General features: G+C 57.9%; 24 protein-coding genes. 11 read left to right on the top strand and 13 right to left on the bottom strand.

Annotated features, from left to right (window positions below; genetic code table 11):
* Positions 1 to 68: 68 nt before the first annotated feature.
* Both AC1RKH_RS16700 and AC1RKH_RS16695 read right to left on the bottom strand, forming a co-directional pair.
* Complete coding sequence (locus AC1RKH_RS16700; protein WP_010457489.1) at positions 69 to 290, bottom strand: FmdB family zinc ribbon protein; 222 nt, start codon at positions 288 to 290, stop codon at positions 69 to 71.
* Positions 291 to 469: 179 nt separating this feature from the next.
* Entirely contained in the window at positions 470 to 805 is a 336-nt protein-coding gene (locus tag AC1RKH_RS16695) for a ribbon-helix-helix domain-containing protein (RefSeq protein ID WP_493063983.1), read from the bottom strand.
* Positions 806 to 1,483: 678 nt separating this feature from the next.
* On the opposite strand from AC1RKH_RS16695, the gene AC1RKH_RS16690 reads away from it, so the two are divergent.
* Positions 1,484 to 2,086 carry a cold-shock protein gene (locus tag AC1RKH_RS16690; RefSeq protein ID WP_493063984.1) on the top strand — a complete coding sequence of 201 codons (603 nt, stop codon included), beginning with the start codon at positions 1,484 to 1,486 and terminating at the stop codon, positions 2,084 to 2,086.
* Between the two features lie 87 nt (positions 2,087 to 2,173).
* On the opposite strand, the gene AC1RKH_RS16685 is transcribed toward AC1RKH_RS16690, so the two are convergent.
* Positions 2,174 to 2,380, bottom strand: a complete 207-nt coding sequence (locus AC1RKH_RS16685) for a SlyX family protein (protein WP_123426650.1) — start codon at positions 2,378 to 2,380, stop codon at positions 2,174 to 2,176.
* Positions 2,381 to 2,383: 3 nt separating this feature from the next.
* Positions 2,384 to 2,809 (bottom strand): HIT domain-containing protein, encoded by a 426-nt coding sequence (locus AC1RKH_RS16680; RefSeq protein WP_493063985.1) that lies wholly within the window; start codon positions 2,807 to 2,809, stop codon positions 2,384 to 2,386.
* Positions 2,810 to 3,734: 925 nt separating this feature from the next.
* Here AC1RKH_RS16680 and AC1RKH_RS16675 point away from each other — a divergent pair.
* The gene (locus AC1RKH_RS16675; RefSeq protein WP_493063986.1) at positions 3,735 to 5,078 is read left to right on the top strand and encodes an OprD family porin; all 1,344 of its coding nucleotides are present in this window, start codon (positions 3,735 to 3,737) and stop codon (positions 5,076 to 5,078) included.
* 243 nt (positions 5,079 to 5,321) lie between these two features.
* On the opposite strand, the gene AC1RKH_RS16670 is transcribed toward AC1RKH_RS16675, so the two are convergent.
* Complete coding sequence (locus AC1RKH_RS16670) at positions 5,322 to 6,158, bottom strand: mechanosensitive ion channel family protein (RefSeq protein ID WP_401115891.1); 837 nt, start codon at positions 6,156 to 6,158, stop codon at positions 5,322 to 5,324.
* 136 nt (positions 6,159 to 6,294) lie between these two features.
* Complete coding sequence (locus AC1RKH_RS16665; RefSeq protein ID WP_019693270.1) at positions 6,295 to 6,780, bottom strand: YajQ family cyclic di-GMP-binding protein; 486 nt, start codon at positions 6,778 to 6,780, stop codon at positions 6,295 to 6,297.
* A 142-nt stretch (positions 6,781 to 6,922) separates the two neighbouring features.
* On the opposite strand from AC1RKH_RS16665, the gene AC1RKH_RS16660 reads away from it, so the two are divergent.
* The 3 genes from AC1RKH_RS16660 to AC1RKH_RS16650 are packed head-to-tail and all read left to right on the top strand — an operon-like array spanning position 6,923 to position 10,506.
* Positions 6,923 to 7,840 carry a putative 2-dehydropantoate 2-reductase gene (locus tag AC1RKH_RS16660; protein WP_493063987.1) on the top strand — a complete coding sequence of 306 codons (918 nt, stop codon included), beginning with the start codon at positions 6,923 to 6,925 and terminating at the stop codon, positions 7,838 to 7,840.
* A gap of 45 nt (positions 7,841 to 7,885) precedes the next feature.
* Positions 7,886 to 9,922, top strand: a complete 2,037-nt coding sequence (locus tag AC1RKH_RS16655; RefSeq protein WP_123425279.1) for an ATP-binding protein — start codon at positions 7,886 to 7,888, stop codon at positions 9,920 to 9,922.
* Between the two features lie 2 nt (positions 9,923 to 9,924).
* Positions 9,925 to 10,506: a cob(I)yrinic acid a,c-diamide adenosyltransferase gene (locus tag AC1RKH_RS16650; RefSeq protein ID WP_493063988.1), complete on the top strand. Its 582-nt coding sequence runs from the start codon at positions 9,925 to 9,927 to the stop codon at positions 10,504 to 10,506.
* Positions 10,507 to 10,654: 148 nt separating this feature from the next.
* Here the strand turns inward: AC1RKH_RS16650 and AC1RKH_RS16645 are convergent, their stop codons facing one another.
* The 4 genes from AC1RKH_RS16645 to secA all read right to left on the bottom strand — a co-directional run bounded on the left by AC1RKH_RS16645 (position 10,655) and on the right by secA (position 16,486).
* Complete coding sequence (locus AC1RKH_RS16645; protein ID WP_493063989.1) at positions 10,655 to 11,599, bottom strand: Nudix family hydrolase; 945 nt, start codon at positions 11,597 to 11,599, stop codon at positions 10,655 to 10,657.
* Positions 11,596 to 12,228 (bottom strand): glutathione S-transferase family protein, encoded by a 633-nt coding sequence (locus AC1RKH_RS16640; RefSeq protein WP_493063990.1) that lies wholly within the window; start codon positions 12,226 to 12,228, stop codon positions 11,596 to 11,598. Before AC1RKH_RS16640 ends, AC1RKH_RS16645 begins: the two co-directional genes overlap by 4 nt.
* Positions 12,229 to 12,394: 166 nt before the next feature.
* The gene (argJ, locus tag AC1RKH_RS16635; protein ID WP_054593724.1) at positions 12,395 to 13,612 is read right to left on the bottom strand and encodes a bifunctional glutamate N-acetyltransferase/amino-acid acetyltransferase ArgJ; all 1,218 of its coding nucleotides are present in this window, start codon (positions 13,610 to 13,612) and stop codon (positions 12,395 to 12,397) included.
* 138 nt (positions 13,613 to 13,750) lie between these two features.
* Positions 13,751 to 16,486, bottom strand: coding sequence for a preprotein translocase subunit SecA (gene secA, locus AC1RKH_RS16630; RefSeq protein ID WP_493063991.1), 2,736 nt, complete (start codon positions 16,484 to 16,486; stop codon positions 13,751 to 13,753).
* A 306-nt stretch (positions 16,487 to 16,792) separates the two neighbouring features.
* On the opposite strand from secA, the gene AC1RKH_RS16625 reads away from it, so the two are divergent.
* The 5 genes from AC1RKH_RS16625 (at position 16,793) to gpgF (ending at position 22,514) form a co-directional block, all read left to right on the top strand.
* Positions 16,793 to 17,248: a DUF721 domain-containing protein gene (locus AC1RKH_RS16625; RefSeq protein ID WP_493063992.1), complete on the top strand. Its 456-nt coding sequence runs from the start codon at positions 16,793 to 16,795 to the stop codon at positions 17,246 to 17,248.
* A 294-nt stretch (positions 17,249 to 17,542) separates the two neighbouring features.
* Complete coding sequence (locus AC1RKH_RS16620) at positions 17,543 to 19,432, top strand: methyl-accepting chemotaxis protein (RefSeq protein ID WP_493184046.1); 1,890 nt, start codon at positions 17,543 to 17,545, stop codon at positions 19,430 to 19,432.
* Between the two features lie 211 nt (positions 19,433 to 19,643).
* Entirely contained in the window at positions 19,644 to 20,753 is a 1,110-nt protein-coding gene (gene gpgS, locus AC1RKH_RS16615; RefSeq protein WP_493063993.1) for an N-acetylglucosaminyl phosphatidylglycerol synthase, read from the top strand.
* A complete protein-coding gene (gpgD, locus tag AC1RKH_RS16610; RefSeq protein ID WP_493063994.1) occupies positions 20,746 to 21,522 on the top strand; it encodes an N-acetylglucosaminyl phosphatidylglycerol deacetylase in 777 nt (258 codons plus the stop codon). Before gpgS ends, gpgD begins: the two co-directional genes overlap by 8 nt.
* The gene (gene gpgF, locus AC1RKH_RS16605) at positions 21,519 to 22,514 is read left to right on the top strand and encodes a glucosaminyl phosphatidylglycerol flippase (protein WP_493063995.1); all 996 of its coding nucleotides are present in this window, start codon (positions 21,519 to 21,521) and stop codon (positions 22,512 to 22,514) included. The genes gpgD and gpgF overlap by 4 nt, the downstream gene beginning before the upstream one ends.
* A 99-nt stretch (positions 22,515 to 22,613) precedes the next feature.
* On the opposite strand, the gene AC1RKH_RS16600 is transcribed toward gpgF, so the two are convergent.
* The gene (locus AC1RKH_RS16600; protein WP_493063996.1) at positions 22,614 to 22,820 is read right to left on the bottom strand and encodes a hypothetical protein; all 207 of its coding nucleotides are present in this window, start codon (positions 22,818 to 22,820) and stop codon (positions 22,614 to 22,616) included.
* Positions 22,821 to 22,900: 80 nt separating this feature from the next.
* Positions 22,901 to 23,749 (bottom strand): formyltetrahydrofolate deformylase, encoded by an 849-nt coding sequence (gene purU / locus AC1RKH_RS16595; RefSeq protein WP_123425268.1) that lies wholly within the window; start codon positions 23,747 to 23,749, stop codon positions 22,901 to 22,903.
* 349 nt (positions 23,750 to 24,098) lie between these two features.
* On the opposite strand from purU, the gene mvaT reads away from it, so the two are divergent.
* Positions 24,099 to 24,473 (top strand): histone-like nucleoid-structuring protein MvaT, encoded by a 375-nt coding sequence (mvaT, locus tag AC1RKH_RS16590; protein ID WP_005790963.1) that lies wholly within the window; start codon positions 24,099 to 24,101, stop codon positions 24,471 to 24,473.
* A gap of 100 nt (positions 24,474 to 24,573) precedes the next feature.
* On the opposite strand, the gene sbcB is transcribed toward mvaT, so the two are convergent.
* Positions 24,574 to 26,001 carry an exodeoxyribonuclease I gene (gene sbcB / locus AC1RKH_RS16585; RefSeq protein ID WP_493063997.1) on the bottom strand — a complete coding sequence of 476 codons (1,428 nt, stop codon included), beginning with the start codon at positions 25,999 to 26,001 and terminating at the stop codon, positions 24,574 to 24,576.
* Positions 26,002 to 26,023: the final 22 nt, after the last annotated feature.

The following is a 26,023-nucleotide window of genomic DNA, read 5'->3' as shown; positions in this document are numbered from 1 at the left end:
TCTCGTAATTCGAAATTCGTTTGGAGGCCTTGCGCAGATGATGCAAGAGCTCACGCGTGTCGTTCAACTTAGTCAGCTTTGTCGCCGCCGGCCAGATTCTTCTTCGAACCGGTTTTGAAGTCGGTTTCGTACCAGCCGGTGCCGCTGAGGCGGAAACCTGGCATGGACAGCATTTTTTTCAGCTCGGGTGCCTGGCAGGCAGGGCAGTCGACCAACGGTGCTGCGCTGATCTTCTGAATGGCTTCCAACTGATGACCACAGGAAGCACATTGATAGTCGTACATCGGCATGGGGTTGTCTCGGCAATCAGATTATTACCGCGCAAACGTTGGGTTTCGCGGCAAAGGGCGGGATTATATCCATTAAATCGAGCCTGTGCAGCCGTAACACGGCACAGGCGCGTACTCATCCAGATCCGTTGACGACACGACACCCGATCACACCCGCCATCGCGCTGATGCACTGCGCGTCATTCAGCGCTACCAGCGCCCTCGCTCAAGCTGTGTACAACACACACCACCCGGACCAGCCCGCTGAAATTCTTTACCCCGCCGTGTCGCAGATGGACCTCTCTATCGACATAGGAAAGCAAAGCGCTCACCGAACAACAATTGATTTTCGCCATCCTGGCCAGAATGTCCCAATAGACCTGCTCAAGCCGTAAACAGGTGGCGAAACCATTCAAACGCACTGACCGGGACAACGGGCGCGCCAACCCCATATCAAACTCCCGAACAAAAGGATCTATTTTTACATCTGGAAACCTGGTGGCCTCCCGAACTCCCTGCACTATTTCTTGAACCATACCGTTGACACTCCTTTGTCATACTTGATTTCAATAAGAGCAACCCTCTATTTCCTTATAGAAACGCAAGCGGATAGTGATTATCCAGATGACTTTATGACCACCAACGTAGGACAAGCCAACAACAGCAGGGAGACCATTAACACGGTCCTACAACCATCTATAAAGCAGGATTCCAGCGCAGGAAAAGTCAAAACCTCAGAGCGAAAGAAGCCGCAAAAGGCTCGGACATCGCCCCATCAGAGGAGCCTGGCGCTCCAGGGATGGGGAACGCACTGATGGCGCCGTCCGGGAACCATCAGCACGGACAGCATTACTGAGGCCCACCTCGCAGCCCGGAATCACGCAACCACCTGCGACAAATTGTGTCTGACGCCCATAACCCCCGCGAACTCAAGACCCCTCGTTTGCCCACGACAGGCTCTGGATCGGGCCTTCAGGTGACACCCGCGGACAACATCACGCAAACCATCGATCCGTCCTGTCCCGCGCTGCCTGCGCTTGATTTGAGAAGGTCTGGGCTTTGCTGTTAAATAGAGAGCGTGTCGCTGCCTCTATTTCCCTGGGCGCAGCGCATAGGCTGATACCGGGTACGTGTCCAGCGCCTCCCATTGTTCAGAAGCGAACCGTGCCCAATCAGCTCTTCCTTGTGATCCGTCTTAACGTGAGTTAATCAAAATGTTGAAAATCGTCCACCTGCTAACGGGCGCAGCGGCTCTGCTGCTGTCCTTCATCCCTAGCTTGCGAACCGAAGCCGTACCTTACCTGCAACAACCTGACGCGCTGTACCTGGCGTTCTTCGGCTTGCTCAACCTGACCCTCGCTCCCGTGATTCCTTACTGGAACAAAGGTCCTCGTCACCAACTGCAAAATCTGGTCAGCGCCTTGCTGGTGCTTGCCGTTGTCCTGCAAACCCTGACACTCCTCGCTCCGATGCCGGTCATTGGTGGTCAGCCTGCAGTTCTGCTTAGCCTCATCGTCGCCCTGATTGCCGTCGCCCTGCACCTGGCCATCAGCTTCTATAAATCCTCTCCTGCCGCCGCTACGCAAAATTACGACATGACCAATCGTGATACCGGCACCGTCAAGTGGTTCAACACTTCCAAAGGTTTCGGTTTCATTTCCCGTGATTCCGGAGACGATATTTTCGTGCACTTCCGTGCAATCCGTGGCGAAGGCCACCGCGTACTGGTCGAAGGCCAGCGCGTGGAATTCTCCGTCATGAACCGAGACAAGGGCCTGCAAGCTGAAGATGTGATCGCCGCTTTGCCGCGTCGCTGATTTCAGTAGCGCAATAAAAAAACCGCGATGCAGCCAAAGCGCATCGCGGTTTTTTATTGCCTGTCGAATCGTTGCCGCAACCAGTACTCAGTAATGCGGTGGCGGAGCCTCTTCTTCGAAAGACTCGAACTGACCGACCATCTCCTCCTGGCGCTTGAGTAACGCGGCCATTTGCAACTGCAAGCGTTCGACCACTCGCTGCTGCGTCACCAGCACATCATTCATTGCTTCAATAGTGTCATCCTGAAACGCCAGACGACTTTCCAGCTCGGTAACGCGTTCTTCCAGGCTCATGATTCAGCCCTCCAGAAACGTGAAGTCATCGGTCAAAACCAAACGCAGCCGTTCGCGAATTACTGCCACTTCTTCGGCACTGTAAGGTTTGGCCGGGTGTTTGCCCCAGACCGGGGCTGGCCAGGCGGCATCATCGTGCTTGCGCACAATGACATGCATGTGCAACTGACTAACCACATTACCCAGAGTCGCGACATTCAACTTGTCGGCGTCGAACGAATCCTTGAGCGTTTCAGCCAACTCTGTTGTTTCCCGCCACAATTGCAACTGGTCGGTGACATCCAGTTGAAACAACTCGCTGACATCCTCACGACGCGGCACCAGGATGAACCAGGGGTAATTCGAATCATTGGACAGCAACAACCGGCTTAGAGGGAAATCCCCAATTGGCAGGGTGTCTTGTTCAAGTCGTGGATCTAAAGCGAACACCGCACACACTCCCGTACCGTTCATAAGATTCAGTTTAGCGCCCAGCCCCGAAGGCTGATCGCCAGCAACATAACAGCAGCATACCCGCGAACGCCCCACGGATCACGGCGAAAAAAGCCTGCTGTACACCCTGAGCCTGGCGACCAGAAAAAACGTTAAACATGCGAACGCCCTGACACCGAACATTTTTTTCATCGCCGCACCAAATCAGAACTGGAGCCCCGGACTTCGTCAAAAAATCAACGACCTATCCGCGAATGCGGACCTGCTTTCGAGGCGTCACTGTATGAATTTCGTACAGCCTTGAAAAAGTTTTGCACCAAATCGGCACAGTGCGTCTACGCTGAAATCGTCGAGCATCCGCCGTCTACTCACTCGCGAGGGTGAACCAGTAACATTTTTGTGCTGCTACCCATGCTCCTTCGTGGTGCAACACCAGAAGAACCATGGAGTCAAGCCCAAACAAATCGACCTTGAAAGCCCCGGTTTTATGCGGTTTCGGTAATCATTACCGGGGATTTTGAAAAAACCGGCGACAAAAAGCCGATTTGTGCACGCTTGTTGCATTCATACACACATCGTCTATAAGGCATCCGCGGGAAGTGGGGAACCTTAAGGCTCATAACAATAGCGGCATGGCTGCCCAGGGAGATTTAATGTATGACAGGGATTTCTTTTTCTGATACTGAAGCCTTGGAAAACAACGCTGAAGTTGTCAGTCCGAATGGATAAAAATTGTTGATTTGCGACCTCTAACGCGCATTTTGCGACAGGGCCGTAAAGAAGCTGAAAGGTTAGATACGCAAGTATCGCCAACATTGTCGGCGTGATATAAGTTTGCGCCGACACAAAAAGAAAGAGCCGCCCAGATAATAAATCAGGTGGGACGGCAGTACTCTTCTAAAAACCAAAGGAGCAAATCACGATGCGCGTGATGAAGTGGAGCATGATCGCCCTGGCTGTTACTGCAGCTACCGGCACCCAAGTCGCTATGGCCGACCCGTTTGTAACCGACCAGGCTGACGCAAAAGGTTTCGTTGAAGGTGCCTCGGCTGGCGTAGTTCTGAAGAACTACTACTTCAACCGTGACAACAAAGGCGGCAATGACCAGATCGACTGGACCCAAGGCGTACTGGGCAAATTCAGTTCCGGCTACACCCAAGGTACTGTTGGTGTTCGTGTCGAAGGCTTCGGCGATGCCGGCTTTAAACTGGACGGTTCAGACGGGCATGCTGGCACGGGTAACATGAGCTACTCCGTGGACAGCGCCAATAATAAACACGTCAACGACAGCATGGGTAAAGCAGGCGCGGCAGTAGCTGTTCGCATCTCCAAAACCGAGCTGAAATTTGGTGACCAGACGCCTACCACTGCTCCAGTATTCGCTCTCGGTGGCAGCCGCCTGTTCCAGCAGACCGCTCGTGGTTTCCAACTGCAGAGCAGCGAAGTCAAAGATCTCGATCTCGAAGCCGGTCACTTCTATGCTGGTAGCAGCCAGGACCAGATGACGATGCAGGGCAATCTCCGGACTGCATATGCGGGCACCACCGTAGAGTCCGCCGATTATCTGGGTGGCAAATACGGCATCAATGAGAACCTGAGCGTTTCCCTCTACGGTGCCAAGCTCAAGGACACCTGGAATCAGTACTACGCCAACACGAACTACACCCTTCCGTTGGCGACTGACCAGTCCCTGAACTTCGACGTCAACGTCTATCACACAACTGACACCGGCGCAGCGAAAGCAGGCAAGATCGACAACACTGCCTACTCGCTGGCGGCTGCCTACTCTTTCCTGAAGGCGCACACCTTTACCCTGGCATTCCAACAGGTACACGGTGATACACCATTCGACTACATCGGTGTGGGCGATCGCCAAGACCGTGGTGGCGATTCGATCTTCCTGGCCAACTCCATCCAGTATTCTGACTTTAACGGTCCTGGTGAGAAATCCGTCCAGGCACGTTATGACCTGAAAATGGCTGAATACGGCGTACCAGGCCTGAGCTTCATGGCTCGTTATGTCCACGGCCAAGGCATCGACGGTACTCATGCTGATCCTGACGGCCAGTATGTTGGTCAGTACGGCAAAGATGGCAAGCACTTCGAAACCAACCTGGAAGCCAAGTACGTTGTTCAGGCCGGTCCTCTCAAAGACCTGTCCTTCCGTGCACGCCAAGCCTGGCACAGAGCTAACAATGACGACTCGGGCGAAGGCAACATCAACGAGTTCCGCCTGATCACCGAGTACCCGCTGAACATCCTGTAATCGCTACGACTACAGTTGTTCGCTTGATATAAAAAAGGCCCATCACTGATGGGCCTTTTTTTGTGCCTGCTTTATGACACCCTGAAACCAACTTTAATAAATAGCCAGCTAATAATAAGCCAGCACTCTATTCCAGTTTCAGAGCAACAAAACAGCAGACTGTAAAAACACTCAAGGGGCTTATCGCCCCTTGAGTTCGTCGTCGATACTTGACCAAAAGGCCAAGTAACAAAGCGCTATTTGTTACGCCGTTTCCTGAACCATACGAATCACTCGTTGTGGGAACGGAATATCAATCCCTGCCGCCTTCAGACGATCGCGGGAGTGTTCGTTGAACTGGAACAGCACATCCCAGTAGTCCGCGGTTTTCACCCAGACGCGCAGCGAAACCGTAATCGAACTATCGCCCAGCGTCGACACTACCGCGACTGGAGCAGGGTCGGCCAACACGCGCTCATCCTTGGCCAACTCCAGCAATACCTCACGGGCCTTCTGCAAATCGGCGTCGTAATTCACTGCGATGTCAAACACCACTTTACGGGTCAGTTGACGGTTGTGGTTGGTGATGATGCCGTTCGACAGATTACCGTTGGGCACGATGACGGTTTTGTTATCGCCGGTGCGCAGCAGGGTATGGAAAATCTGAATGCTGTCGACTGTGCCGGTAATGCCCTGCGCTTCGATCACGTCACCAATACGGAACGGGCGGAACAACAGGATCAGCACGCCACCAGCGAAGTTCGCCAGGCTGCCTTGCAACGCCAGACCGATCGCCAGGCCGGCAGCACCGATGGCCGCCACGAACGAGGTGGTTTCAACACCGATCATCGACGCGACGCTGACCATCAGCAGCACTTTGAGGATGATGTTCGCCAGGCTGCTCATAAACCCCTGCAACGCCAGATCAGCGTTGCGCAGGGCCAGCAGTTTGCCAACCTTGTGGGTCAGCTTGTTGATCAGCCACCAGCCAATGGCCAGGGTAACGGCTGCCAGCAGCACACGGCTGCCGTATTCCATGATCATCGGGACCCAGGCCTGGGAAGCCTTGACCAGGTTGTCCACTTCAGCATTTATGTCCATTTGTCTCTCCTGATTCCCGGCTACCCGGCACGTAAAAAACTGAGCGGCAGAAAGACCGAACCGTCAGGGCTCAATCGTTTCTGCCGTTGGTTGGGCCTCGGACGTCAATAACGCCAGGAGGTTCCCTGAAGACTGATCAGTCGCGGAAGTTGTTGAACTGCAGCGGCATGCCGAATTCCTTGGCGCGCAAGGCCGCAATGGCTTCTTGCAGGTCGTCACGCTTCTTGCCGGTGATCCGCACCTGCTCGCCCTGAATGGCGGCCTGAACCTTCAGCTTGGCGTCTTTGACGTGAGCAACGATCTTCTTCGCCAGCTCCTTGTCGATGCCTTCCTTGAGCACGGCGTCCTGCTTCATCAGCTTGCCGGAAGCATAGGCGTCTTTCACCTCAAGGCACTGCACATCGATCTTGCGCTTGACCAGGGCCAGCTTGAGGATCTCGATCATCGCTTCAAGCTGGAAGTCGGCCTCGGCGGTCAGGTTGACGGTCAGGTCCTTTTCCTTGAACTCGAAGCTGCCTTTGCCTTTCAAGTCATAACGACGGTCGAGTTCCTTGACGGCGTTCTCGACCGCGTTGGTGAGTTCGTGTTTGTCCAGTTCGGATACCACGTCGAACGACGGCATGTAATTTCTCCAATAAAAAGGGCGCGCTCAATAGAGATGGAACACGCCTGGCTTGCGGTTAAAATCCGCGCTGATTATAACGGGTCTTTACCTTCCTACGCTGCGAGCCTCACATGCACCTGCCAATCCGAGCAAAACACTGATGTCGACCACCTGGCACGTCCTTGGCGCCGGCAGTCTGGGCACCCTGTGGGCCACGCGCCTGGCGCGGGCTGGCTTGCCGGTGAAACTGATTCTGCGCGACGCGGCGCGATTGCAGGCCTATCGTGCTGCAGGCGGGCTGACCCTGGTCGAACAGGGCGAAGCGCAGTTGTATGCGGTTCCCGGCGAGACCGTCGACAGCATCGGTCCAATACAGCGCCTGCTGGTGGCCTGCAAAGCCTACGATGCAGAAGCAGCGGTCGCACAACTGGCGCCGCGCCTTGCACCCGACGCCGAGCTGATTCTGTTGCAGAACGGCCTTGGCAGCCAGGACGCAGTGGCCGCACGCGTCCCGCAGGCGCGCTGCATCTTTGCCTCAAGCACCGAAGGCGCGTTTCGCGATGACGACTGGCGCGTGGTGTTTGCCGGTCATGGGTTCACCTGGCTCGGCGATGCCAGCCACCCCACCCCACCGATCTGGCTGGATGACCTGAGCGCCGCCGGCATACCCCACGAGTGGAGCACGGACATCCTGACCCGTTTGTGGCGCAAACTCGCGCTCAATTGCGCGATCAATCCCCTGACAGTCCTGCATGATTGCCGCAACGGTGGCTTGCAACACCACCATTGCGAAGTCGCCACCCTCTGCGCCGAGCTGAGCGAGTTGCTGCAGCGTTGCGGGCAGCCGGACGCTGCGCAGAACCTGCAAGAAGAAGTCGAACGGGTGATTCAAGCGACCGCAGCCAACTATTCGTCGATGTACCAGGACGTCGCCAACCAACGCCGAACCGAGATCAGCTATCTGCTGGGGCATGCCTGCACCGTTGCGTCGAGGCACCAACTGGTGCTGCCGCACCTCAACCAATTGCAGCAGCGGCTGATCACGCACTTGCACACGCACGGATTGCCCAGCGACTGAGCAGCGGCTACGCTGCCTTCCTGTTCCTCTTTAGCGACGACCCCGATGCCATTGCGCCAGCGCCTTGAAAACCTGCCGGTCGGCCAGAAACTGCTGGCCGCCCTGTTGGTGCTGTTGACCACCGTATTGCTGGTGGCCAACCTGACCTTTATCAGCGCCGCCTATTGGATCTCCCAGGAAAGCATGGCCCCGCAGGCCTTGCAGACCATCGGCCGCCTGGTGGCCAACCCGTCAATCGCCGCCCAGGCGCTCAACTCGCCAGAAGAAGCCCAAAGGCTGCTCAACGAACTCAACAGCTATTCACCGCTCAAAACGGCGGCGCTGTATGACGCTAAAGGCCAACTCCTGGCCCAGGTGCAGCACGGTGAAAAACTCAAGTTGCCCGAGCTCTATCGGAATATCGAAGCGTGGCAGGCCACCGAATTTCGCAGCAATCAACTGATTACCCTGCTGCGCCCAGGCGAGGCGCCCGGCCATCTGCTGCTGGTGGCCAGCAGCGAATTGCCGATGGCTTTCTATACCGGCACTTTGACCGCCAGCCTCGGGATTCTGATATTCAGCGTGCTGTTGTGGCTGGTCATTGCCCGGCAGATCAAACGCCTGATCACCCGACCGATCCATGAACTCGAAGAATTGTCCCGGCAGGTCACTCGCGAAGAAAACTACGCCTTGCGTGCCTCTCGCGGTAACCACGACGAAATCGGCAGTCTCGCCGAAGCCTTCAATACCATGCTCTCGCGCATCGAAGCCCGCGAGCAGCAACTCAAGCGCGCGCGGGACGACTCCCAGGCCGCCTACGACCAGGCTCAGGGCCTGGCCGAAGAAACCCGTCACACCAACCGCAAGCTGGAGCTGGAAGTCCAGGTGCGGAGCAAGATCGAGAAGAAACTCACCGGCTTTCAGAACTACCTCAACAGCATCATCGACTCGATGCCTTCAGCACTGATTGCCCTCGATGAACAGCTCTACGTGACCCAATGGAACCAGGAAGCCAGCGCACTTTCCGGCACACGGCTGGACGAAGCGCTGAACCAGCCGATCTTCCTCGCCTTTGAACCGCTTAAACCTTTCCTGCCGCAGCTCAAGGAAACCGTCGAGCAACACAGTGTGGCCAAGATCGAGCGCGTCACCTGGATCAAGGACGACGAACCCAGGCATTACGCACTGACCTTTTATCCGTTGATGGGCGGCGCCGGACGTGGCGTGGTCATCCGGATCGACGACATCACCCAGCGCCTGTCCCTGGAAGAAATGATGGTGCAGTCGGAGAAGATGCTCTCGGTCGGTGGCCTCGCCGCTGGCATGGCCCACGAAATCAACAACCCTTTGGGCGCGATCCTGCACAACGTGCAGAACATTCGCCGGCGCTTGTCGGCGGACCTGCCGAAGAATATGGAAACCGCCGAACAGCTCGGCCTCGAACTGGACAGCGTCAATCGCTACCTGCAAAACCGCGAAGTACCGCAACTGCTCGATGGCATTCAACAGGCCGGCGCCCGGGCGGCAAAGATCGTCACCCACATGCTCAGTTTCAGTCGTCGCAGCAACCGCCAAATGGCCCCGTGCGACCTGCCGGCACTGATCGATCAAGCCGTGGAGATCGCCAGCAATGACTTCGATCTGGCCATCGGCTTCGACTTCAAGGGCCAGGCCATCACGCGCCAGTTCGACCCGCAGCTGGGCCCGGTGCCCGGCACCGCCAACGAACTGGAACAAGTGCTGCTCAACCTGTTGAAAAACGCTGCCCAGGCGATTCACCAGCGCGAAGATGACAGAGAACCCGGGCGAATTATTCTGCGCACCCGACTGAACCCGCCATGGGCGGAAATTCAGGTGGAAGATAACGGCGTGGGCATGAGCGAGAACGTGCGAAAACGCACCTTCGAACCGTTCTTCACCACCAAGGAAATCGGCCAGGGCACCGGCCTCGGACTGTCGGTGTCGTACTTCATCATCACCAACAATCACAAGGGTCAGATGGAAGTGCAATCGACCCTCGGCCAAGGCACGTGTTTCACCTTGCGCCTGCCATTGGCGGGCACCCCGCTCGCCTCTCACGAACTCAAACAACTGGAGCGCTAAGCATGGGTTTTCGCTTGTCGAAGATTTACACCCGCACCGGCGACAAAGGTGAAACCGGGCTTGGCGACGGTCGCCGCGTACCCAAGGATCATCCACGGGTCGAGGCCATCGGCGAAGTCGATGCGCTGAACAGTCAGTTGGGATTGCTGCTGGCCGGGTTGGCCGAGCAATGCCGCGAACATCCTGGCCTGGCCGAGGTGATCGAGGTGCTTGAGCCTTGCCAGCACCGGTTGTTCGACTTGGGTGGCGAACTGGCAATGCCGGTGTATCAGGCCTTGAATGCAGCGGAAGTCGAACGCCTGGAAGCGGCGATCGATGTCTGGAACGAAGAGCTGGGGCCACTGAAGAATTTCATTCTGCCCGGTGGTTCCGCCTTGATTGCCCAAGCCCACGTCTGCCGCAGCCTGGCGCGCAGTGCCGAGCGACGTTGTCAGCATCTGAATGCGCTGGAGCCGTTGGCCGGGGTTGGCCTGGCGTATATCAATCGCTTGTCGGACCTGCTGTTTGTGGCGGCTCGGCTGATTGCCAAGCGTCAGGGGATTGCCGAGATTTTGTGGCAAGCGGCGGCGAAGCCTGAGGCTTAGTCAGGAAGAGAATTGTCGCCTGTGAGGCCGCCATCGCGAGCAGGCTCGCTCCCACAGGTGATCTCTAGTGTTCACAAATATTGTGTTCACAGGAGATCCAGTGTGGGAGCGAGCCTGCTCGCGATGGGGCCAGTAGCTACAACGCAAATCAGGCCTCAGGCCAAAACGCCCGAATCCCCGCCACGCCCTGCGCGCCCGCTTCCCAGGCTTTCTGCCGTTCAGCAGGCCCTACACCACCGAGCAGAAACACCGGTTTGCTGAAGCCTGCAATCAACTGCGAGGCCTGCTCCCAACCGAGTGGTAGCGCATCCGGGTGAGTCTGGGTCGGCTGAACCGGTGACAGGGTGACGAAGTCCACACCCATCTGCTCGGCCAGGCTCAGTTCCTCGGCGTTGTGACAGGAGGCCGCCAACCAGCGCGAGGCTGGCAACGGACGCCCGGCGCTGGCGTATTTACGCAGCTGCGCGGCGGTGATGTGCCAACCGGCGGCCGGGAAGTCTCCCAGCCACTCGAACGGGCCCTTGAGCATCAACTGCGCCTTGCCGGCACACAAACCCACGGCATCCACCGCCAGATCACGGTATTGCGGGTCGTAGCCATTAGGCGCACGCAACTGAATCAGCTTTATCCCACCGGCGATGGCTTTCTGAATACCGCGCAGCAGGGCCGGGGTTTCCAGGCCTTCCGGGGTGATCAGGTATTCGCCAGGCAGACGCGCAGCCGCTACGATCGGCTGGTTGGCGGCCGGAAACTCGTAGTCGCGCAGTTCACGCGCCGTCACCCACGCCAGAGGCTGGCCTTCAGCACCATGGGGTTCGCCGGTAAACGCCGAGACCTCCCAGACATCCAGCAACACTTGCTTGTCCGGATAGTCATGCTGAACCTTGATCAATGGCCGAGCGGCACTGACCACAATGCCCAACTCTTCCTGCAGCTCGCGGGACAACGCAGCTTGCACCGCTTCACCGTCCTCGACCTTGCCGCCGGGAAATTCCCACAGACCGCCCTGATGCTGGGTATCGGCGCGGCGAGCGATGAGGATCCTGCCGCCGGCATCACGGATGACAGCTGCCGCTACATGAACTCGTTTCACCGCACTATTTCCTCTAAACCGGCTTTCTGCCAGGCCTTGAAGGCTGGCCATTGGTAAATCGCTTCGACATAAGCGGCATCAACCGCCGGCAACGCCACTTGATAAGTACGCAAGCGCACGGCAATCGGTGCGAAAAAGGCGTCGGCCAGACTCACGCTCCCGAACAGGAACGGGCCGGTTTCGGTTGCAACCGCGCGGCATTCAGCCCACAACGCCAGCATCCGCTCGACTTCCACCTTCACTTCCGGCGGCATCGGCGACAGCGGCGCATCGTGGCTCAGGTCAAACGGCATGTTGCCACGCATGGCGAAGAAGCCACTGTGCATCTGCGCGCACGCCGAGCGCGCCTGGGCACGGGCGGCGATGTCCTTCGGCCAAAGGTTGGCGTTCGGGAAACGCTCAACCAGGTACTCGGCGATCGCCAACGAGTCGGCAATGGTGCCGTGTTCGGTTTTCAGCAACGGGACCTTGGCGGTCGGCGAATGCTTGAGCAGGCGCTCGCGGGTGTCAGGCTGGTTCAGCTTGATCAGTTCTTCGGTGTAGGTCGCGCCAGCCAGTTCCAGCGCCAGAGCGCCGCGCAGGGACCAGGAGGAATACAGTTTGTCGCCGATGATCAGGTGGTAACTCATGTTCAGGCGCCTTTTGATGAGGGGAACAGGCCAGAATCTTTAGTGTCTGGTCGTCCGTCATCGCGAGCAAGCTCGCTCCCACAGTTGACCGAGTTCTTCCAGAAGAAATGCGATCGAATGTGGGAGCGAGCTTGCTCGCGATTGGAGCGATACGGTCTAAACGTAATTACGTACGGTATTCGGCGTTGATCTTCACATATTCGTGGGACAGGTCGGTGGTCCAGATGGTTTCGCTGCAATCACCGCGGCCCAGCTCGATACGAATGGTGATTTCTTCGCGTTGCATCACGGCCGAACCCTGGGCTTCGGTGTAGGTCGCAGCGCGGGCGCCACGGCTGGCGATACAGACTTCACCAAGGAATACGTCGATCTTGCTCACGTCCAGGTTCGGCACACCGGCACGGCCCACGGCCGCCAGAATGCGACCCCAGTTGGGATCGGAGGCGAACAGCGCGGTCTTGATCAATGGCGAATGCGCCACGGTGTAACCAACGTCCAGGCATTCCTGGTGATTGCCGCCGCCGTTGACTTCAACGGTGACGAACTTGGTCGCACCCTCGCCGTCGCGAACGATCGCCTGGGCCACGTCCATGCACACTTCAAACACCGCCTGCTTCAGCGCCGCGAACAGCGGACCACTGGCGGAGGTGATTTCCGGCAGTGCGGCTTTACCGGTGGCGATCAGCATGCAGCAATCGTTGGTCGAGGTGTCGCCGTCGATGGTGATGCGGTTGAACGACTTGTTGGCACCGTCCAGCAGCAGGTTCTGCAACACCTCGCGGGACACTTTGGCGTCGGTGGCGATGTAACCGAGCATGGTCGCCATGTTCGGGCGAATCATGCCGGCACCTTTGCTGATACCGGTCACGGTGATGGTCACGCCTTCATGCTGGAACTGCCGGCTCGCACCCTTTGGCAGGGTGTCGGTGGTCATGATCCCGGTGGCCGCGGCCTCCCAATTGTTCTCCGACAGGTCGTCGAGGGCAGCTTGCAGCGCGCCTTCGATCTTTTCGACTGGCAGCGGTTCACCAATCACGCCGGTGGAATACGGCAGCACCAGGCTTGCATCGACACCGGTCAACTCAGCCAGTTTGGCGCACGTGCGCTCGGCGGCAGCCAGGCCAGGCTCACCGGTGCCGGCGTTGGCATTGCCGGTGTTGGTCAGCAGGTAACGTACCGGGCCTTGTACACGTTGCTTGGCCAAAATCACTGGCGCAGCACAAAAGGCGTTCAACGTGAACACGCCGGCAACTGTGGAACCTTCGGCGCAGCGCATGACCACGACATCTTTGCGCCCAGGGCGCTTGATGCCGGCCGAGGCGATACCGAGTTCAAAACCGGCAACCGGGTGCAACGTTGGCAAAGGACCAAGACCAACAGCCATGAAAGCGCTCCTCTTAATGTAATGTCTGCACCGTCGTCGCCCTGTTCTTTTTAACGTGGCATCGGTGTTTTAAATGGTAAAACGCCGCGACGGCTGATGCCGGTCGCGGCGTGGGTATTTCAATGTCTGGCAGAAATCTTAGTTGATCTGACCATGACAGTGCTTGAACTTCTTGCCCGAACCGCAGTAGCAAAGCTCATTGCGGCCCAGCTTCTGTTCGTTGCGCACCGGAGCGGCAGCGAGCGCCACATCGACCTCTTCACCCAACAACTCCGGTTGCTCGAGGCCAGGAGCTTCGTCGTGCTGGAACTGCATGCGTGCAGCCAGTGCCTCGGCTTCCTGACGCAGGCGCGCTTCTTCTTCGATCGGATCTTCGCGGCGAACCTGAACGTGCGACAGCACACGGATCGAGTCGCGCTTGATCGAATCCAGCAGCTCGGAGAACAGCGTGAACGACTCGCGCTTGTATTCCTGCTTCGGGTTCTTCTGCGCATAGCCACGCAAGTGGATACCGTGACGCAGGTGGTCCATGGTCGACAGGTGGTCTTTCCACAGATCGTCCAGAACGCGCAGCACGATTTGCTTCTCGAAGGTACGCAGCGCTTCGGCGCTCGCTTGCTCTTCTTTCTCGTTGTACGCCGCCAGCAGCTCTTGCATCAGCTTCTCGCGCAGGGTTTCTTCGTACAGGTGATCATCTTCGTCGAGCCATTGCTGGATCGGCAGTGCCACCCCGAAGTCGCTTTGCAGGGCAGCTTCCAGACCGGCAACGTCCCACTGTTCAGGCAGCGATTGCGGCGGAATGTGTGCGCTGACGGTCGCGCCGAGCACGTCCTGACGGAAGTCGGCGATGGTTTCACCGATGTTATCGGCGGCCAGCAACGTGTTACGCATGTGATAGATCACTTTACGCTGTTCGTTGTTGACGTCGTCGAACTCGAGCAGTTGCTTACGAATGTCGAAGTTACGACCTTCAACCTTGCGCTGAGCCTTTTCGATGGCGTTGGTCACCATGCGGTGCTCAATCGCTTCGCCAGGCTGCATGCCCAGGGCCTTCATGAAGTTCTTCACCCGGTCAGAGGCGAAGATACGCATCAGACTGTCTTCCAGCGACAGGTAGAAACGGCTGGAACCGGCGTCACCCTGACGACCGGCACGACCACGCAGCTGGTTGTCGATACGGCGCGATTCATGGCGCTCGGAGGCGATCACCTGCAAACCGCCCGACTCGAGCACTTGCTGGTGACGCTTCTGCCAGTCGGCCTTGATCTGGGCGATCTGCTCGGGTGTCGGATCCTCAAGGGAGGCGACTTCCACTTCCCAGTTACCGCCCAACAGGATGTCGGTACCACGACCGGCCATGTTGGTGGCGATGGTCAGCGCACCCGGGCGACCGGCCTGAGCGATGATTTCGGCTTCTTTTTCGTGGAACTTGGCGTTCAGAACCTTGTGTTCGATGCCTTCCTTCACGAGCAGGCTGGACATGTGCTCGGAGGTTTCGATGGTCGCGGTGCCCACCAGTACCGGACGACCCTGAGCCATGCTTTCCTTGATATCGGCAACGATGGCAGCGTATTTCTCGTCCGCGGTGAGGAACACCAGGTCGTTGTAGTCTTTACGCGCCAGCGGCTTGTTCGGTGGAATGACCATCACCGCCAGACCATAGATCTGGTGGAATTCGAATGCTTCGGTGTCCGCAGTACCGGTCATGCCGGACAGCTTGCTGTAGAGACGGAAGTAGTTCTGGAACGTGGTCGAAGCCAGGGTCTGGCTTTCGGCCTGGATGTTCAGGTGTTCCTTGGCTTCGATGGCCTGGTGCAGGCCTTCGGACAGACGGCGACCCGGCATGGTACGACCGGTGTGTTCGTCGACCAGGACGACCTGACCGTCCTGGACGATGTATTCGACGTTGCGATTGAACAGCTTGTGCGCGCGCAGACCGGCATAAACGTGGGTCAGCAGGCCCAGGTTGTGTGACGAGTACAGGCTCTCGCCTTCGGCCAGCAGGCCAATGCGGGTCAGCACGTCTTCGATGTACTGGTGACCGGCTTCGTTGAGTTCGACCTGACGGGTCTTCTCGTCGACAGTGTAATGACCGGCCTTGGTGACGACACCTTCGACTTCTTCGATATGCAGCTCCAGTTGCGGGATCAGTTTGTTGATCTCGATGTAGAGCTTGGAGCTGTCTTCAGCCTGACCGGAAATGATCAGCGGGGTACGGGCTTCGTCGATGAGGATCGAGTCGACTTCGTCGATCACGGCAAAATTGAGTTCGCGCTGGAATTTTTCTTCCATGCTGAACGCCATGTTGTCGCGCAGGTAGTCGAAACCGAATTCGTTGTTGGTGCCGTAGGTGATGTCGGCGGCGTAGGCGGCACGCTTCTCTTCCGGCGGCTGGAACGGCGTAACCACGCCGACGGTCAGGCCGAGGAATTCGTAGAGCGGACGCATCCAGTTGGCGTCACGACGAGCCAGGTAGTCGTTTACGGTGACAACGTGCACGCCATTGCCGGACAACGCGTTCAGGTAAACCGCCAGTGTCGCCACCAGGGTCTTGCCTTCGCCGGTACGCATTTCGGCAATCATGCCTTCATGCAAGGTCATGCCGCCGATCAACTGGACGTCGAAGTGGCGCATACCCATAACCCGCTTGCCGGCTTCGCGGGCAACCGCAAAGGCTTCAGGCAGCAGTTTGTCGAGGGTTTCACCTTTGGCGATGCGGGCCTTGAACTCATCAGTCTTGGCGCGCAGCTGATCGTCCGAAAGGGCCACCATTTGCTCTTCGAAGGCATTGACGATCTGTACCGTCTTGAGCATGCGTTTGACTTCACGCTCGTTCTTGCTTCCAAAAAGTTTCTTTAACAAAGGCGCAAACATATCGGCAGGATCTTCCACACAAAGGGATGGAGGGCGGCCCCGTGAGTCGCCCGTGCAGCCCTCATGGCCGCATGCGAACGAGCATTCTACCCGGAAACGATGGTGAGGAAAGTGGCGTTGTTCCACGATGCATGCACAGCGCTGTTACGGGGCTCACTTAAAATAAGGGCTTTTTGCTGAACTTCAAGCCATTCACGGCATAAGTTACTCGTTGATTTAATGAGTAAAGCGGTCACAAAGCAATGGGTCAGGCGCATCAAGTGCTTTCTGCTACCATGGCGGCTCTGTTACTTCAGGTGCCCCCTCATGGCATTTCGCCCTCTTACGGCCAGAGCACCCGCCGTTCTGCTTCGCGAAGCCAAACCGTTAAAAGCCATTTTCGGTCACGCACAACGCCTGGGTCATTTACAGCGGTTACTGGAAAGCCAGTTGCAGCCCGCCGCCCGTGAACATTGTCACGTGGCCTCGTGGCGCGAAGGCAGTTTGTTGCTAATTGTCACCGACGGTCATTGGGCAACCCGTCTGCGTTACCAGCAAAAGCGTCTGCAACGGCAATTACAGATGTTCGACGAATTCGCCAGCCTGACGCGAATTCTGTTCAAGGTGCAACCGCCGACCGTGCAGCAAGGGGCGGCAGGCCATACCATCAGTTTGTCGATCGATGCGGGCGCAACCATCCAGGCTACAGCCGATGGCATCAGCGATCCGAAATTACGTGCAGCGCTGGAACGCCTGGCGGCTCACGCAAAACCGAAGGTTTAGAAGCAGGATCAAAAGATCGCAGCCTTCGGCAGCTCCTACGCCCACTCGCGTAGGAGTTGCCGAAGGCTGCGATTTTTCGCTTTTTGGCCGCCTGTCGCGTCGCCGATTTCAAGCCCCTAAGCTTTAGTCCTGCGCAGCCGATAGATACAAGCAAGAGACCAGACTGAAAATCAGGTCCGATAATTCCTTAAGGACAGACGGAAATATCAGCTTACGTGCGACAGCGCCCATTTTGCGCGCGCTTTTCAACGCAACACGCCCCAACAAATATGACCTTAGCGGACACCACAAGCCATGAACAAAAACCTGCGCTTCAGCCACAAAATCCTGCTTGCCGCCGCCCTCATCGTCATTGCCGCCTTCGCTTCGTTCACGCTGTACAACGACTATTTACAGCGCAACGCGATTCGCCAGGACCTGGACAATTACCTGCATGAGATGGGCGATGTCACTTCCTCCAATATCCAGTCCTGGCTCGCCGGACGGATTCTCATGGTGGAAAACCTGGCCCAGAACATCGCTCTCAACCCCGAACACAGCAACGTTGCCAGCCTGCTTGAGCAGAATGCCCTGGCGTCGACCTTCATGGCCAGGTACCTGGGCGATGCCAGCGGTACCTTCATCAACCGCCCGGACTCCAAGATGCCGGACGGCTACGACCCCAGAGTTCGCCCCTGGTACAAAGGCGCTGAAAACAGCAGCACCGCCACCCTGACCGAACCCTATATAGACGCGGCAACCGGCCAGACCATCATTTCCATAGCCACCGCCTCGAAAAAAGCCGGGCAAAGCATTGGTGTGGTCGGCGGCGACTTGAGCCTGCAAACCCTGATCGACACCCTGACCGCGCGTGACTTCGGCGGCATGGGCTATGCCTTCCTGGTCAGCGCCGATGGCAAGATCCTGGTCCACCCGGACAAAGCCATGGTGATGAAGTCCCTCAGCGAGGCTTACCCGAAGAACACCCCGCGCATCAGCGGCGGCATCAGTGAAGTCGAGGTCGACGGCAAAACCCGTATCGTCACCTTCACGCCGATCAAAGGCCTGCCATCGGTCAACTGGTACGTCGGTCTGTCGGTGGACAAAGACAAAGCCTTCGCGATGCTCAGCAGTTTCCGCACCTCGGCCATCATTGCCACGATCATTGCCGTGGCAATCATCATCGCCTTGCTCGGCATGCTGATCCGCATCCTGATCCAGCCACTGCACGTCATGACCCGCGCGATGCAGGACATTGCCGACGGTGAAGGCGACCTGACCCGCCGCCTGACCATCCAGAGCCAGGACGAGTTCGGCATCCTGGGCAGCGCGTTCAACCGCTTCGTCGAGCGTATCCATGGTTCGATCCGCGAAGTGTCGTCGGCGACCGAGCACGTCAACGAAGTTGCACTGCGAGTCGTCAGCGCATCGAACTCGTCGATGCTCAACTCGGACGAACAATCGAGCCGAACCAACAGTGTCGCGGCCGCGATCAATCAGTTGGGCGCTGCTGCTCAGGAGATCGCCCGCAACGCGGCGCAGGCCTCGCACCAGGCCAGCGATGCCCGCAGCCTGGCCGAAGACGGTCAGCAAGTGGTCGATCGCAGTATCGCGGCGATGAATCAGCTGTCGAGCATGCTCAGCGCCTCCAGCACCAACATTGAGTCGCTGAACAGCAAAACCGTGAACATCGGGCAGATTCTCGAAGTAATCACCAGCATCTCCCAGCAAACCAACCTGCTGGCGCTCAACGCGGCGATTGAAGCAGCACGGGCCGGTGAAGCCGGACGTGGTTTTGCCGTGGTTGCCGACGAAGTGCGCAACCTGGCGCACCGCACCCAGGAATCGGCGCAGCAAGTGCAGACCATGATCGAGGAGCTGCAAGTCGGCGCCCGCGAGTCGGTCAGCACCATGAGCGACAGCCAGCGTCACAGCCAGGACAGCGTGGAGATTGCCAACCTCGCCGGTGAACGCCTGAACAGCGTGACGCTGCGCATCGGCGAGATCGACGGCATGAACCAGTCGGTGGCCACCGCCACCGAGGAACAAACCGCCGTGGTGGAATCGATCAACGTCGACATCACCGAGATCAACACCCTGAATCAGGAAGGCGTGGAAAACCTGCAGTCGACGCTGCGTGCCTGTTCCGATCTGGAGCAGCAAGCGGCGCGGTTGAAGCAGTTGGTGGGTAGTTTCAGAATCTGACGCGCCCTTGAAGGCCCTATCGCGAGCAAGCTCGCTCCCACAGTGGATCTCCAGCGCGACAAAGATCCATGTGGGAGCGAGCCTGCTCGCGATAGCGGTCTGCCAAACACCACAAAACCTCACCGACACCCCGCCACACATCCCCAACCGAACATCTATTCTTCATAAGGGTCAACCCTAAGGAGAACAACGGATAGACGGGAGGGTCATCGTGCATATCGCTGACATCACCATGTTCTACGCACCGGCCAGCGGTGGCGTGCGCACCTATCTGGATGCCAAGCACCGTCGTCTGGGCCGCAAGCCAGGGATTCGTCACAGCTTGCTGATCCCGGGGGCGCATCCGAGCGAGCACGACGGCGTTTATAAGGTTCCTGCTCCAGCCCTGCCCTTCGGCAAAGGCTATCGCTTCCCTCTTCGACTGGCGCCCTGGCGCAATGCCCTGCACGACCTGCAACCGGACCTGATAGAAGTCGGCGATCCTTACCTGACAGCCTGGGCCGCTCTGGATGCGCGGCGCGAACTGGACGTTCCAGTGATTGGTTTCTATCACTCCGACTTGCCGCATTTGGCGAGCAACCGTGTGGGCAACTGGGTCACGCCGAATGTCGAAGCTTATATCCGCAAGTTGTACGGTAATTTTGATCGGGTACTGACGCCAAGCCAGATCATGGCCGACAAGCTCATGGGGCTTGGGGTCAAAAACGTTTACGTCCAGCCCTTGGGCGTGGACCTGCAAACCTTCAATCCAGACGCCCGTGACCCGGATCTGCGGGCGAAGCTCAAGATCGCCGAAGACACTCGACTGCTGATTTTTGCCGGGCGAGGTTCCAAGGAGAAAAACATTCCCGTTCTGCTCAATTGCATGAAGCGTCTGGGAAACCGCTATCACCTGTTGCTGGTCGGCTCCTCGATGCCGGCACAGGTACCGGATAACGTCACGCTGGTCGATGAGTTCTGCCCTGCATCACAGGTGGCCCGGCTGATGGCCAGCGCCGATGCCTTGCTGCACGCAGGCGATCAGGAAACCTTTGGTCTGGTCGTTCTCGAAGCCATGGCCTGTGGCATTCCGGTGGTCGCAGTGGCGGCTGGCGCCTTCAACGAAACCATCAACGAGCACTGCGGCGTACTCTGCGCCCCCAACAATCCAGTGGCGATGGCCAACGCTGTCCGCGAACTGTTCGCACAACCTAACGATCTCGGCCAATACGCCCGCCGACACGTCGAACAGCATTACGCCTGGGACTCTGTGGTCAACAGCCTGCTGGGCCACTATCACGCAGTCCTCGGCGACACGTTGCCGCTGCTGGCCAATGGCTGAACCCATGAACACGCCCAGCCTGCTACTGGTGCTACATGACGTCACCCCGCAAACCTGGGCCGACTATCAGCCGTTTGTCGCGGCGGTGGACGCGCTCGGCGAGGTGCCGATGACGTGGCTGGTCGTTCCCGACTTCCACAAACACAACAACCTCGATGCCCATCCAGGTTTGCGACGCGTGCTGACCCGCCGCATTGAGCGCGGCGATGAACTGGTGCTGCACGGTTATTACCATTGCGATGACAGCCCGCTGACAGCGCGCCCCCGTGACTGGTTCATGCGCCGGGTCTACACCCATGAAGGCGAGTTCTACAGCCTTTCGCAACCGGCTGCGCTCGCCCGCCTGCTCGCCGGGATCGAATTGTTCAGCCGTTACGACTGGCCACTGGAGGGCTTTGTTGCACCGGCCTGGCTGATGAGCGAAGGCACGCGTCAAGCCCTGCGCCAGTTACCGCTGAGCTACACCAGTGATCCGCAGCATCTGTATCGCCTGCCGGACTTCTCCCGGATCAACGCCCCTGGCCTGGTCTGGAGCGCGCGCAGTGCCTGGCGTCGTGGGGCGTCGAAGATTGTCAGCGTTCAACGCGAACTGCGCTGGCAGCACGCCCCGGTGATTCGCCTGGGCGTACACCCGGTGGACATCCGCCATGAGTTCTCCCGTACTTACTGGCTGCACACCCTTGAACGCTTGCTCAATGACGGCCGGGGGCCAATGACCAAAGCCCAGTGGCTGCGCACGCAAAACGCTCGGGTCAGTAGCGCCGCATGAGTCGCGTCCTATGGCTGGTCGCAGCCCTGCTCTGCGCAGTGCTGATCCCCCTGTTGCTGGGCGCAAGTGAACTATGGCCACGACTGCAGCACTTTCCGCTGACATTTTTGCTGACGATGCCGGGAATGATCCTGCTCTGCTGGCTCATCAATTCAGTGCGCTTACGCTTGTTGCTGGGTAAACAGCGCAGCCGGATAGGTCGCCTGAAAAGCCTTGGGGTGGTGATGTCCACCGAATTTGCGATTTGCGCGACTCCTGGCGGCGGCGGTGGGCCGCTGACGCTGATGGCCCTGCTGGCACGCAATGGCGTGCGCCCGGCACATGGCAGCGCGGTGTTCGCCATGGACCAGTTGAGCGATTTGTTGTTCTTTCTCTGCGCGCTGATCGCCATTGTGGTGTATGCGCTGTTTCAGCACCTGAGTCAGAATCTGGAGTGGATGCTGACGCTCAGCGCCATTTCTATGGTGGGCGGCCTGTTCAGTTGCGTGGTAGTGGCACGCTACCATCGTCTGCTGATTCGCCTCAGCGGTCGCGTGCTCAAGCACTTCAAGCTCAACGCTGCCACCCGGCGCCGTTGGGCACGCAAGCTGCTGCGCTTTCTCGCGGCCTTCACGGACACACTCAAGTTGCCTGTTCACACACTGATCATGGTATTTGCACTGACCTGCGTGCACTGGTTACTGCGCTACAGCGTGTTGTATCTGGCCTTGCGGGGGCTGGGCACGGATCTCCAGTGGGCCTGGAGCTTTTTGATCCAGATGCTGTCACTCAGCGCCGGGCAGTTCAGCCTGCTGCCGGGTGGTGCCGGAGCGGCGGAATTGACGTCGGCGGCGCTGTTGGCCCCCATGGTGGGGAAATCGACGGCGGCGGCAGCGATTCTGATCTGGCGAGCGATGACCTATTACTTCTACTTGCTGGCCGGCGCACCGGTGTTCCTGCTGATGGCCGGCAAACCTCTGCTGAACAAACTGATGAAGTTCAAAGAAGCTTAGGGGTGAATCCTCAAAAGATCGTCCGAACGCGGCCCGAACCTTCGGCAGCTCCTACGGGGGCGGATGTACGCAATCCGTAGCAGCTGGCGTAGCCTGCTGCTACGGGTTATGCGTTGTGCTCGGAATCTTTTCAGGGCTCGCAGTTTCATCGTCAACGTCTGGCTTCAACTGCTCCCACAACTGCGCGGCGCCAGGAAACTCCGTGCCGTCTTCAGGGCTCAGCTCATCCGGATCGTACCGACTCAAGCAGCCCTCGCCCAAGGTCGCGGGCGCTTTGGATGTCGCTTTATCCAGTGGCTCAGCCATCTCCCCTACCTCACTCTGAAAAAAAGGGCCTGAAGCGATTGAACGCTCAGGCCCTTGTTTTTTCAACAGGTACTCGGCAATCAGAACACTACGGTTTTATTGCCATGCACCAGCACGCGATCTTCCAGGTGATAGCGCAGGCCACGGGCCAGCACCATTTTCTCGACGTCACGGCCGAAACGCACCATGTCTTCGATACTGTCGCTGTGGCTGACGCGCACCACGTCCTGCTCGATGATCGGACCCGCGTCCAGCTCTTCGGTCACGTAGTGGCAGGTCGCGCCGATCAGCTTCACGCCACGCATCGAAGCCTGGTGGTACGGCTTGGCACCGACGAACGATGGCAGGAAGCTGTGGTGAATGTTGATGACCTTGTGGGCGTACTCGGTGCACAACTCGGGTGGCAGGATCTGCATGTAACGTGCAAGCACGACGACTTCGGCGTCGTGCTGTTTGACCAGGCGCGAGACTTCGGCAAATGCCGGCTCTTTGTTCTGCGGGTCCACCGGCACATGGTAGTAAGGAATGCCGTGCCACTCGACCATGCTGCGCAGGTCGTCATGGTTGGAAATCACGCAGGAGATTTCGCAGTCCAGTTCGTCGCTGTGCCAGCGGTGCAGCAAGTCGGCCAGGCAGTGAGACTCGCGGCTGGCCATCAGTACAACGCGCTTTTTCTGCGCGGTGTCGGTGATACGCCAGTTCATCGAAAACTCTTCGGCGATCGGCGCAAAGGCCTCACGAAACGCCTCCAGGCCGAATGGCAGCGAATCGGCACGAATTTCGTGACGCATGAAAAACCAGCCACTGAGATTGTCCGAGTGATGGCTCGCTTCAGTGATCCAGCCATTGTGTGACGCCAGAAAGTTACTGACTTTAGCAACGATACCGACGCGGTCCGGGCAAGCAATCACTAGCCGAAAAGTGCGCATGGGGGGAAAACTCCAGAACTTCGCAAAGGCCGCCATTCTAGCGATTGCGCAGCAAAACTGCAGTACTCCTGACGTCCAGCACAACGTATCAGGGTCGCGAGCACCGCCTCGCCATTCCGATTGGCTGCGCCTGAACGTTCAACAATGTTCTTGGGAAAAATACGCAAGCAGGCATTTGTGTGTATCTGTGATGAAACCCTGACAAGTTTTAACAGCGAGTGAGGCTTTTGCGCTAAACACTCTAATTAAATTAAATAAAAACCCGCTTAAATGTTTACTTGGTGAAACACCCTGACTATTATTGCGCCACTGTCCCCTGTCATCCAGCGCCTAACATAAGGTAGTCCCCATGTCCTTGATCAACGAATACCGCGCCACCGAAGAAGCTATCAAAGAGCTGCAAGCCCGTTTGAAGAACCTGTCCCAAGACGACAAACTGCAAACCGAGCTGGAATTCGAAGGCAAACTGCGCACCCTGATGGGCGAATACTCCAAGTCCCTGCGCGACATCATCGCCCTGCTGGATCCGGAATCCAAAGTTAAAGCGCCACGCGGCGCTGTAAAAACTACCGGCACCAAGCGTGCTCGCAAAGTTAAACAATACAAAAACCCGCACAACGGCGAAGTCATCGAAACCAAAGGTGGCAACCACAAGACTCTGAAAGAGTGGAAAGCCAAGTGGGGCGGTGACGTGGTTGAAGGCTGGGCTACCCTGCTGGGCTAAGCCGCAACCCGCTTCGCAGGTTCATTTGCGAACACCAGAAAACGCCAGCATCCGCTGGCGTTTTTTTATGTCCGGCATTCGGGCATTTGTACAGAGTATTTCAAAGGTCCAAACGTTTGCGTAATGCGTCGGCATACTCACGCCACTCGTCCAGTACCTGCTGCTGAATCGCTGTAGCACTAAGTGACCACTCTGTCATCGCCTCATTAAACCCCTGCAAGGTATTGGGCGCCCCCCATCGCGCGTCTGACAAACGTTGCTGACAGAATAATCTCCAGCGCTCGTGTTCCTCGTCATTCAACGTGTAGGGAAAGTTACGTGCGCGATAACGAAATAATAATTCCGGCAGACGTTCATCATCGAACGGCCATTGCTCTTGTGCCAATTGCATCGGGTCAGCCGCTCTGACTTGTTCACATAAACGCCGATCGCGGTCGCCAATGAAGCCGTCGTATAACTGTTGCTCAGGGTCTTCACTTGGCGTGAAATCCTCACTGGCATAAATCGCCAGAACTTTATCTCGCCACACTTCTTGTGCGTCACTTAGCCGCAGCGCCCGTGTCTGATATAGCGCCATGTCCAATTGCAATCGTTGCTGGTCTTCACCGCGCAACACCGACAACGGCGCCACTACCGGGCAGCGATTGATGTGAATCAGTTTGAGCGGCACCGGTAACTCGCCTTCGGCCAGTTCCTCACGGCGGGTATACAAACGCTGACGCAAGGCTTCGGCGTCCAGGTCAAGTAGCCCCTGAGGGTCGAGATGCAGGTCGCAGACAATCAATGCATTGCGATTACGCGGGTGCCAGGCCAGCGGCAGGACCACACCCACATAACTGCGGGCGGCCGAGAAACGCCCGGAGATATGCACCATCGGTTGCAGTAGACGGATTTGATCCATGACTTTCTGCTTGCTGCGCAGTTTGAACAGCCAGTCGTAGAGTTTCGGCTGTTTGTCGCGAATCAACCGCGCCAGGGCAATAGTCGCGCGCACGTCGGATAACGCATCGTGGGCCTGACCATGGTCGATGCCATTGGCGGCGGTCAGGCGTTCGAGTTTCAACGTGACGCGGCCGTCCTCCTCGGGCCAGACGATACCGTCGGGGCGCAACGCATACGCCGCGCGCACCACATCGATCAAATCCCAGCGACTGTTGCCGCCCTGCCACTCCCGCGCATACGGGTCGAAGAAATTCCGGTACAGGCTGTAACGGGTCATTTCATCGTCGAAGCGCAAGGTGTTGTAACCGGCACCACAGGTTCCGGGGGCCGCGAGCTGCGCATGCACCCGGGTCATGAAGTCGGCCTCACTCAGGCCCTGTTCTGCCAGGCGGCCGGGAGTGATGCCGGTAATCACGCACGCCGCCGGGTGAGGCAGGATATCGTCGCTCGGCTGACAGTAGAGATTGACTGGCTCGTCGATCTCGTTGAGGTCAAAGTCGGTGCGAATCCCGGCCACTTGCAGCGGACGGTCGCAGCGCGGTGTGATGCCAGTGGTTTCGTAGTCGTACCAGAAGATGGAGGTCACGGGGCGTTCCTGAACTTGAGAC

The sequence above is a fragment of the Pseudomonas sp. GW822-FHT06B12 genome (genome assembly GCF_058799675.1).
This window is presented reverse-complemented; position numbering and strand designations above follow the sequence as displayed.

Coding starts and splice junctions, on each gene's coding strand:
- purU (WP_123425268.1), bottom strand. CDS start 23,749: ATGCGCACTTTTCGGCTAGTGATTGCTTGCCCGGACCGCGTCGGTATC.
- AC1RKH_RS16620 (WP_493184046.1), top strand. CDS start 17,543: ATGAACAAAAACCTGCGCTTCAGCCACAAAATCCTGCTTGCCGCCGCC.
- AC1RKH_RS16650 (WP_493063988.1), top strand. CDS start 9,925: ATGGGTTTTCGCTTGTCGAAGATTTACACCCGCACCGGCGACAAAGGT.
- AC1RKH_RS16695 (WP_493063983.1), bottom strand. CDS start 805: ATGGTTCAAGAAATAGTGCAGGGAGTTCGGGAGGCCACCAGGTTTCCA.
- gpgD (WP_493063994.1), top strand. CDS start 20,746: ATGGCTGAACCCATGAACACGCCCAGCCTGCTACTGGTGCTACATGAC.
- AC1RKH_RS16670 (WP_401115891.1), bottom strand. CDS start 6,158: ATGGACATAAATGCTGAAGTGGACAACCTGGTCAAGGCTTCCCAGGCC.
- AC1RKH_RS16690 (WP_493063984.1), top strand. CDS start 1,484: ATGTTGAAAATCGTCCACCTGCTAACGGGCGCAGCGGCTCTGCTGCTG.
- AC1RKH_RS16640 (WP_493063990.1), bottom strand. CDS start 12,228: ATGAGTTACCACCTGATCATCGGCGACAAACTGTATTCCTCCTGGTCC.
- mvaT (WP_005790963.1), top strand. CDS start 24,099: ATGTCCTTGATCAACGAATACCGCGCCACCGAAGAAGCTATCAAAGAG.
- AC1RKH_RS16600 (WP_493063996.1), bottom strand. CDS start 22,820: ATGGCTGAGCCACTGGATAAAGCGACATCCAAAGCGCCCGCGACCTTG.
- argJ (WP_054593724.1), bottom strand. CDS start 13,612: ATGGCTGTTGGTCTTGGTCCTTTGCCAACGTTGCACCCGGTTGCCGGT.
- gpgF (WP_493063995.1), top strand. CDS start 21,519: ATGAGTCGCGTCCTATGGCTGGTCGCAGCCCTGCTCTGCGCAGTGCTG.
- AC1RKH_RS16665 (WP_019693270.1), bottom strand. CDS start 6,780: ATGCCGTCGTTCGACGTGGTATCCGAACTGGACAAACACGAACTCACC.
- secA (WP_493063991.1), bottom strand. CDS start 16,486: ATGTTTGCGCCTTTGTTAAAGAAACTTTTTGGAAGCAAGAACGAGCGT.
- AC1RKH_RS16660 (WP_493063987.1), top strand. CDS start 6,923: ATGTCGACCACCTGGCACGTCCTTGGCGCCGGCAGTCTGGGCACCCTG.
- AC1RKH_RS16700 (WP_010457489.1), bottom strand. CDS start 290: ATGCCGATGTACGACTATCAATGTGCTTCCTGTGGTCATCAGTTGGAA.
- AC1RKH_RS16675 (WP_493063986.1), top strand. CDS start 3,735: ATGCGCGTGATGAAGTGGAGCATGATCGCCCTGGCTGTTACTGCAGCT.
- AC1RKH_RS16655 (WP_123425279.1), top strand. CDS start 7,886: ATGCCATTGCGCCAGCGCCTTGAAAACCTGCCGGTCGGCCAGAAACTG.
- AC1RKH_RS16685 (WP_123426650.1), bottom strand. CDS start 2,380: ATGAGCCTGGAAGAACGCGTTACCGAGCTGGAAAGTCGTCTGGCGTTT.
- AC1RKH_RS16625 (WP_493063992.1), top strand. CDS start 16,793: ATGGCATTTCGCCCTCTTACGGCCAGAGCACCCGCCGTTCTGCTTCGC.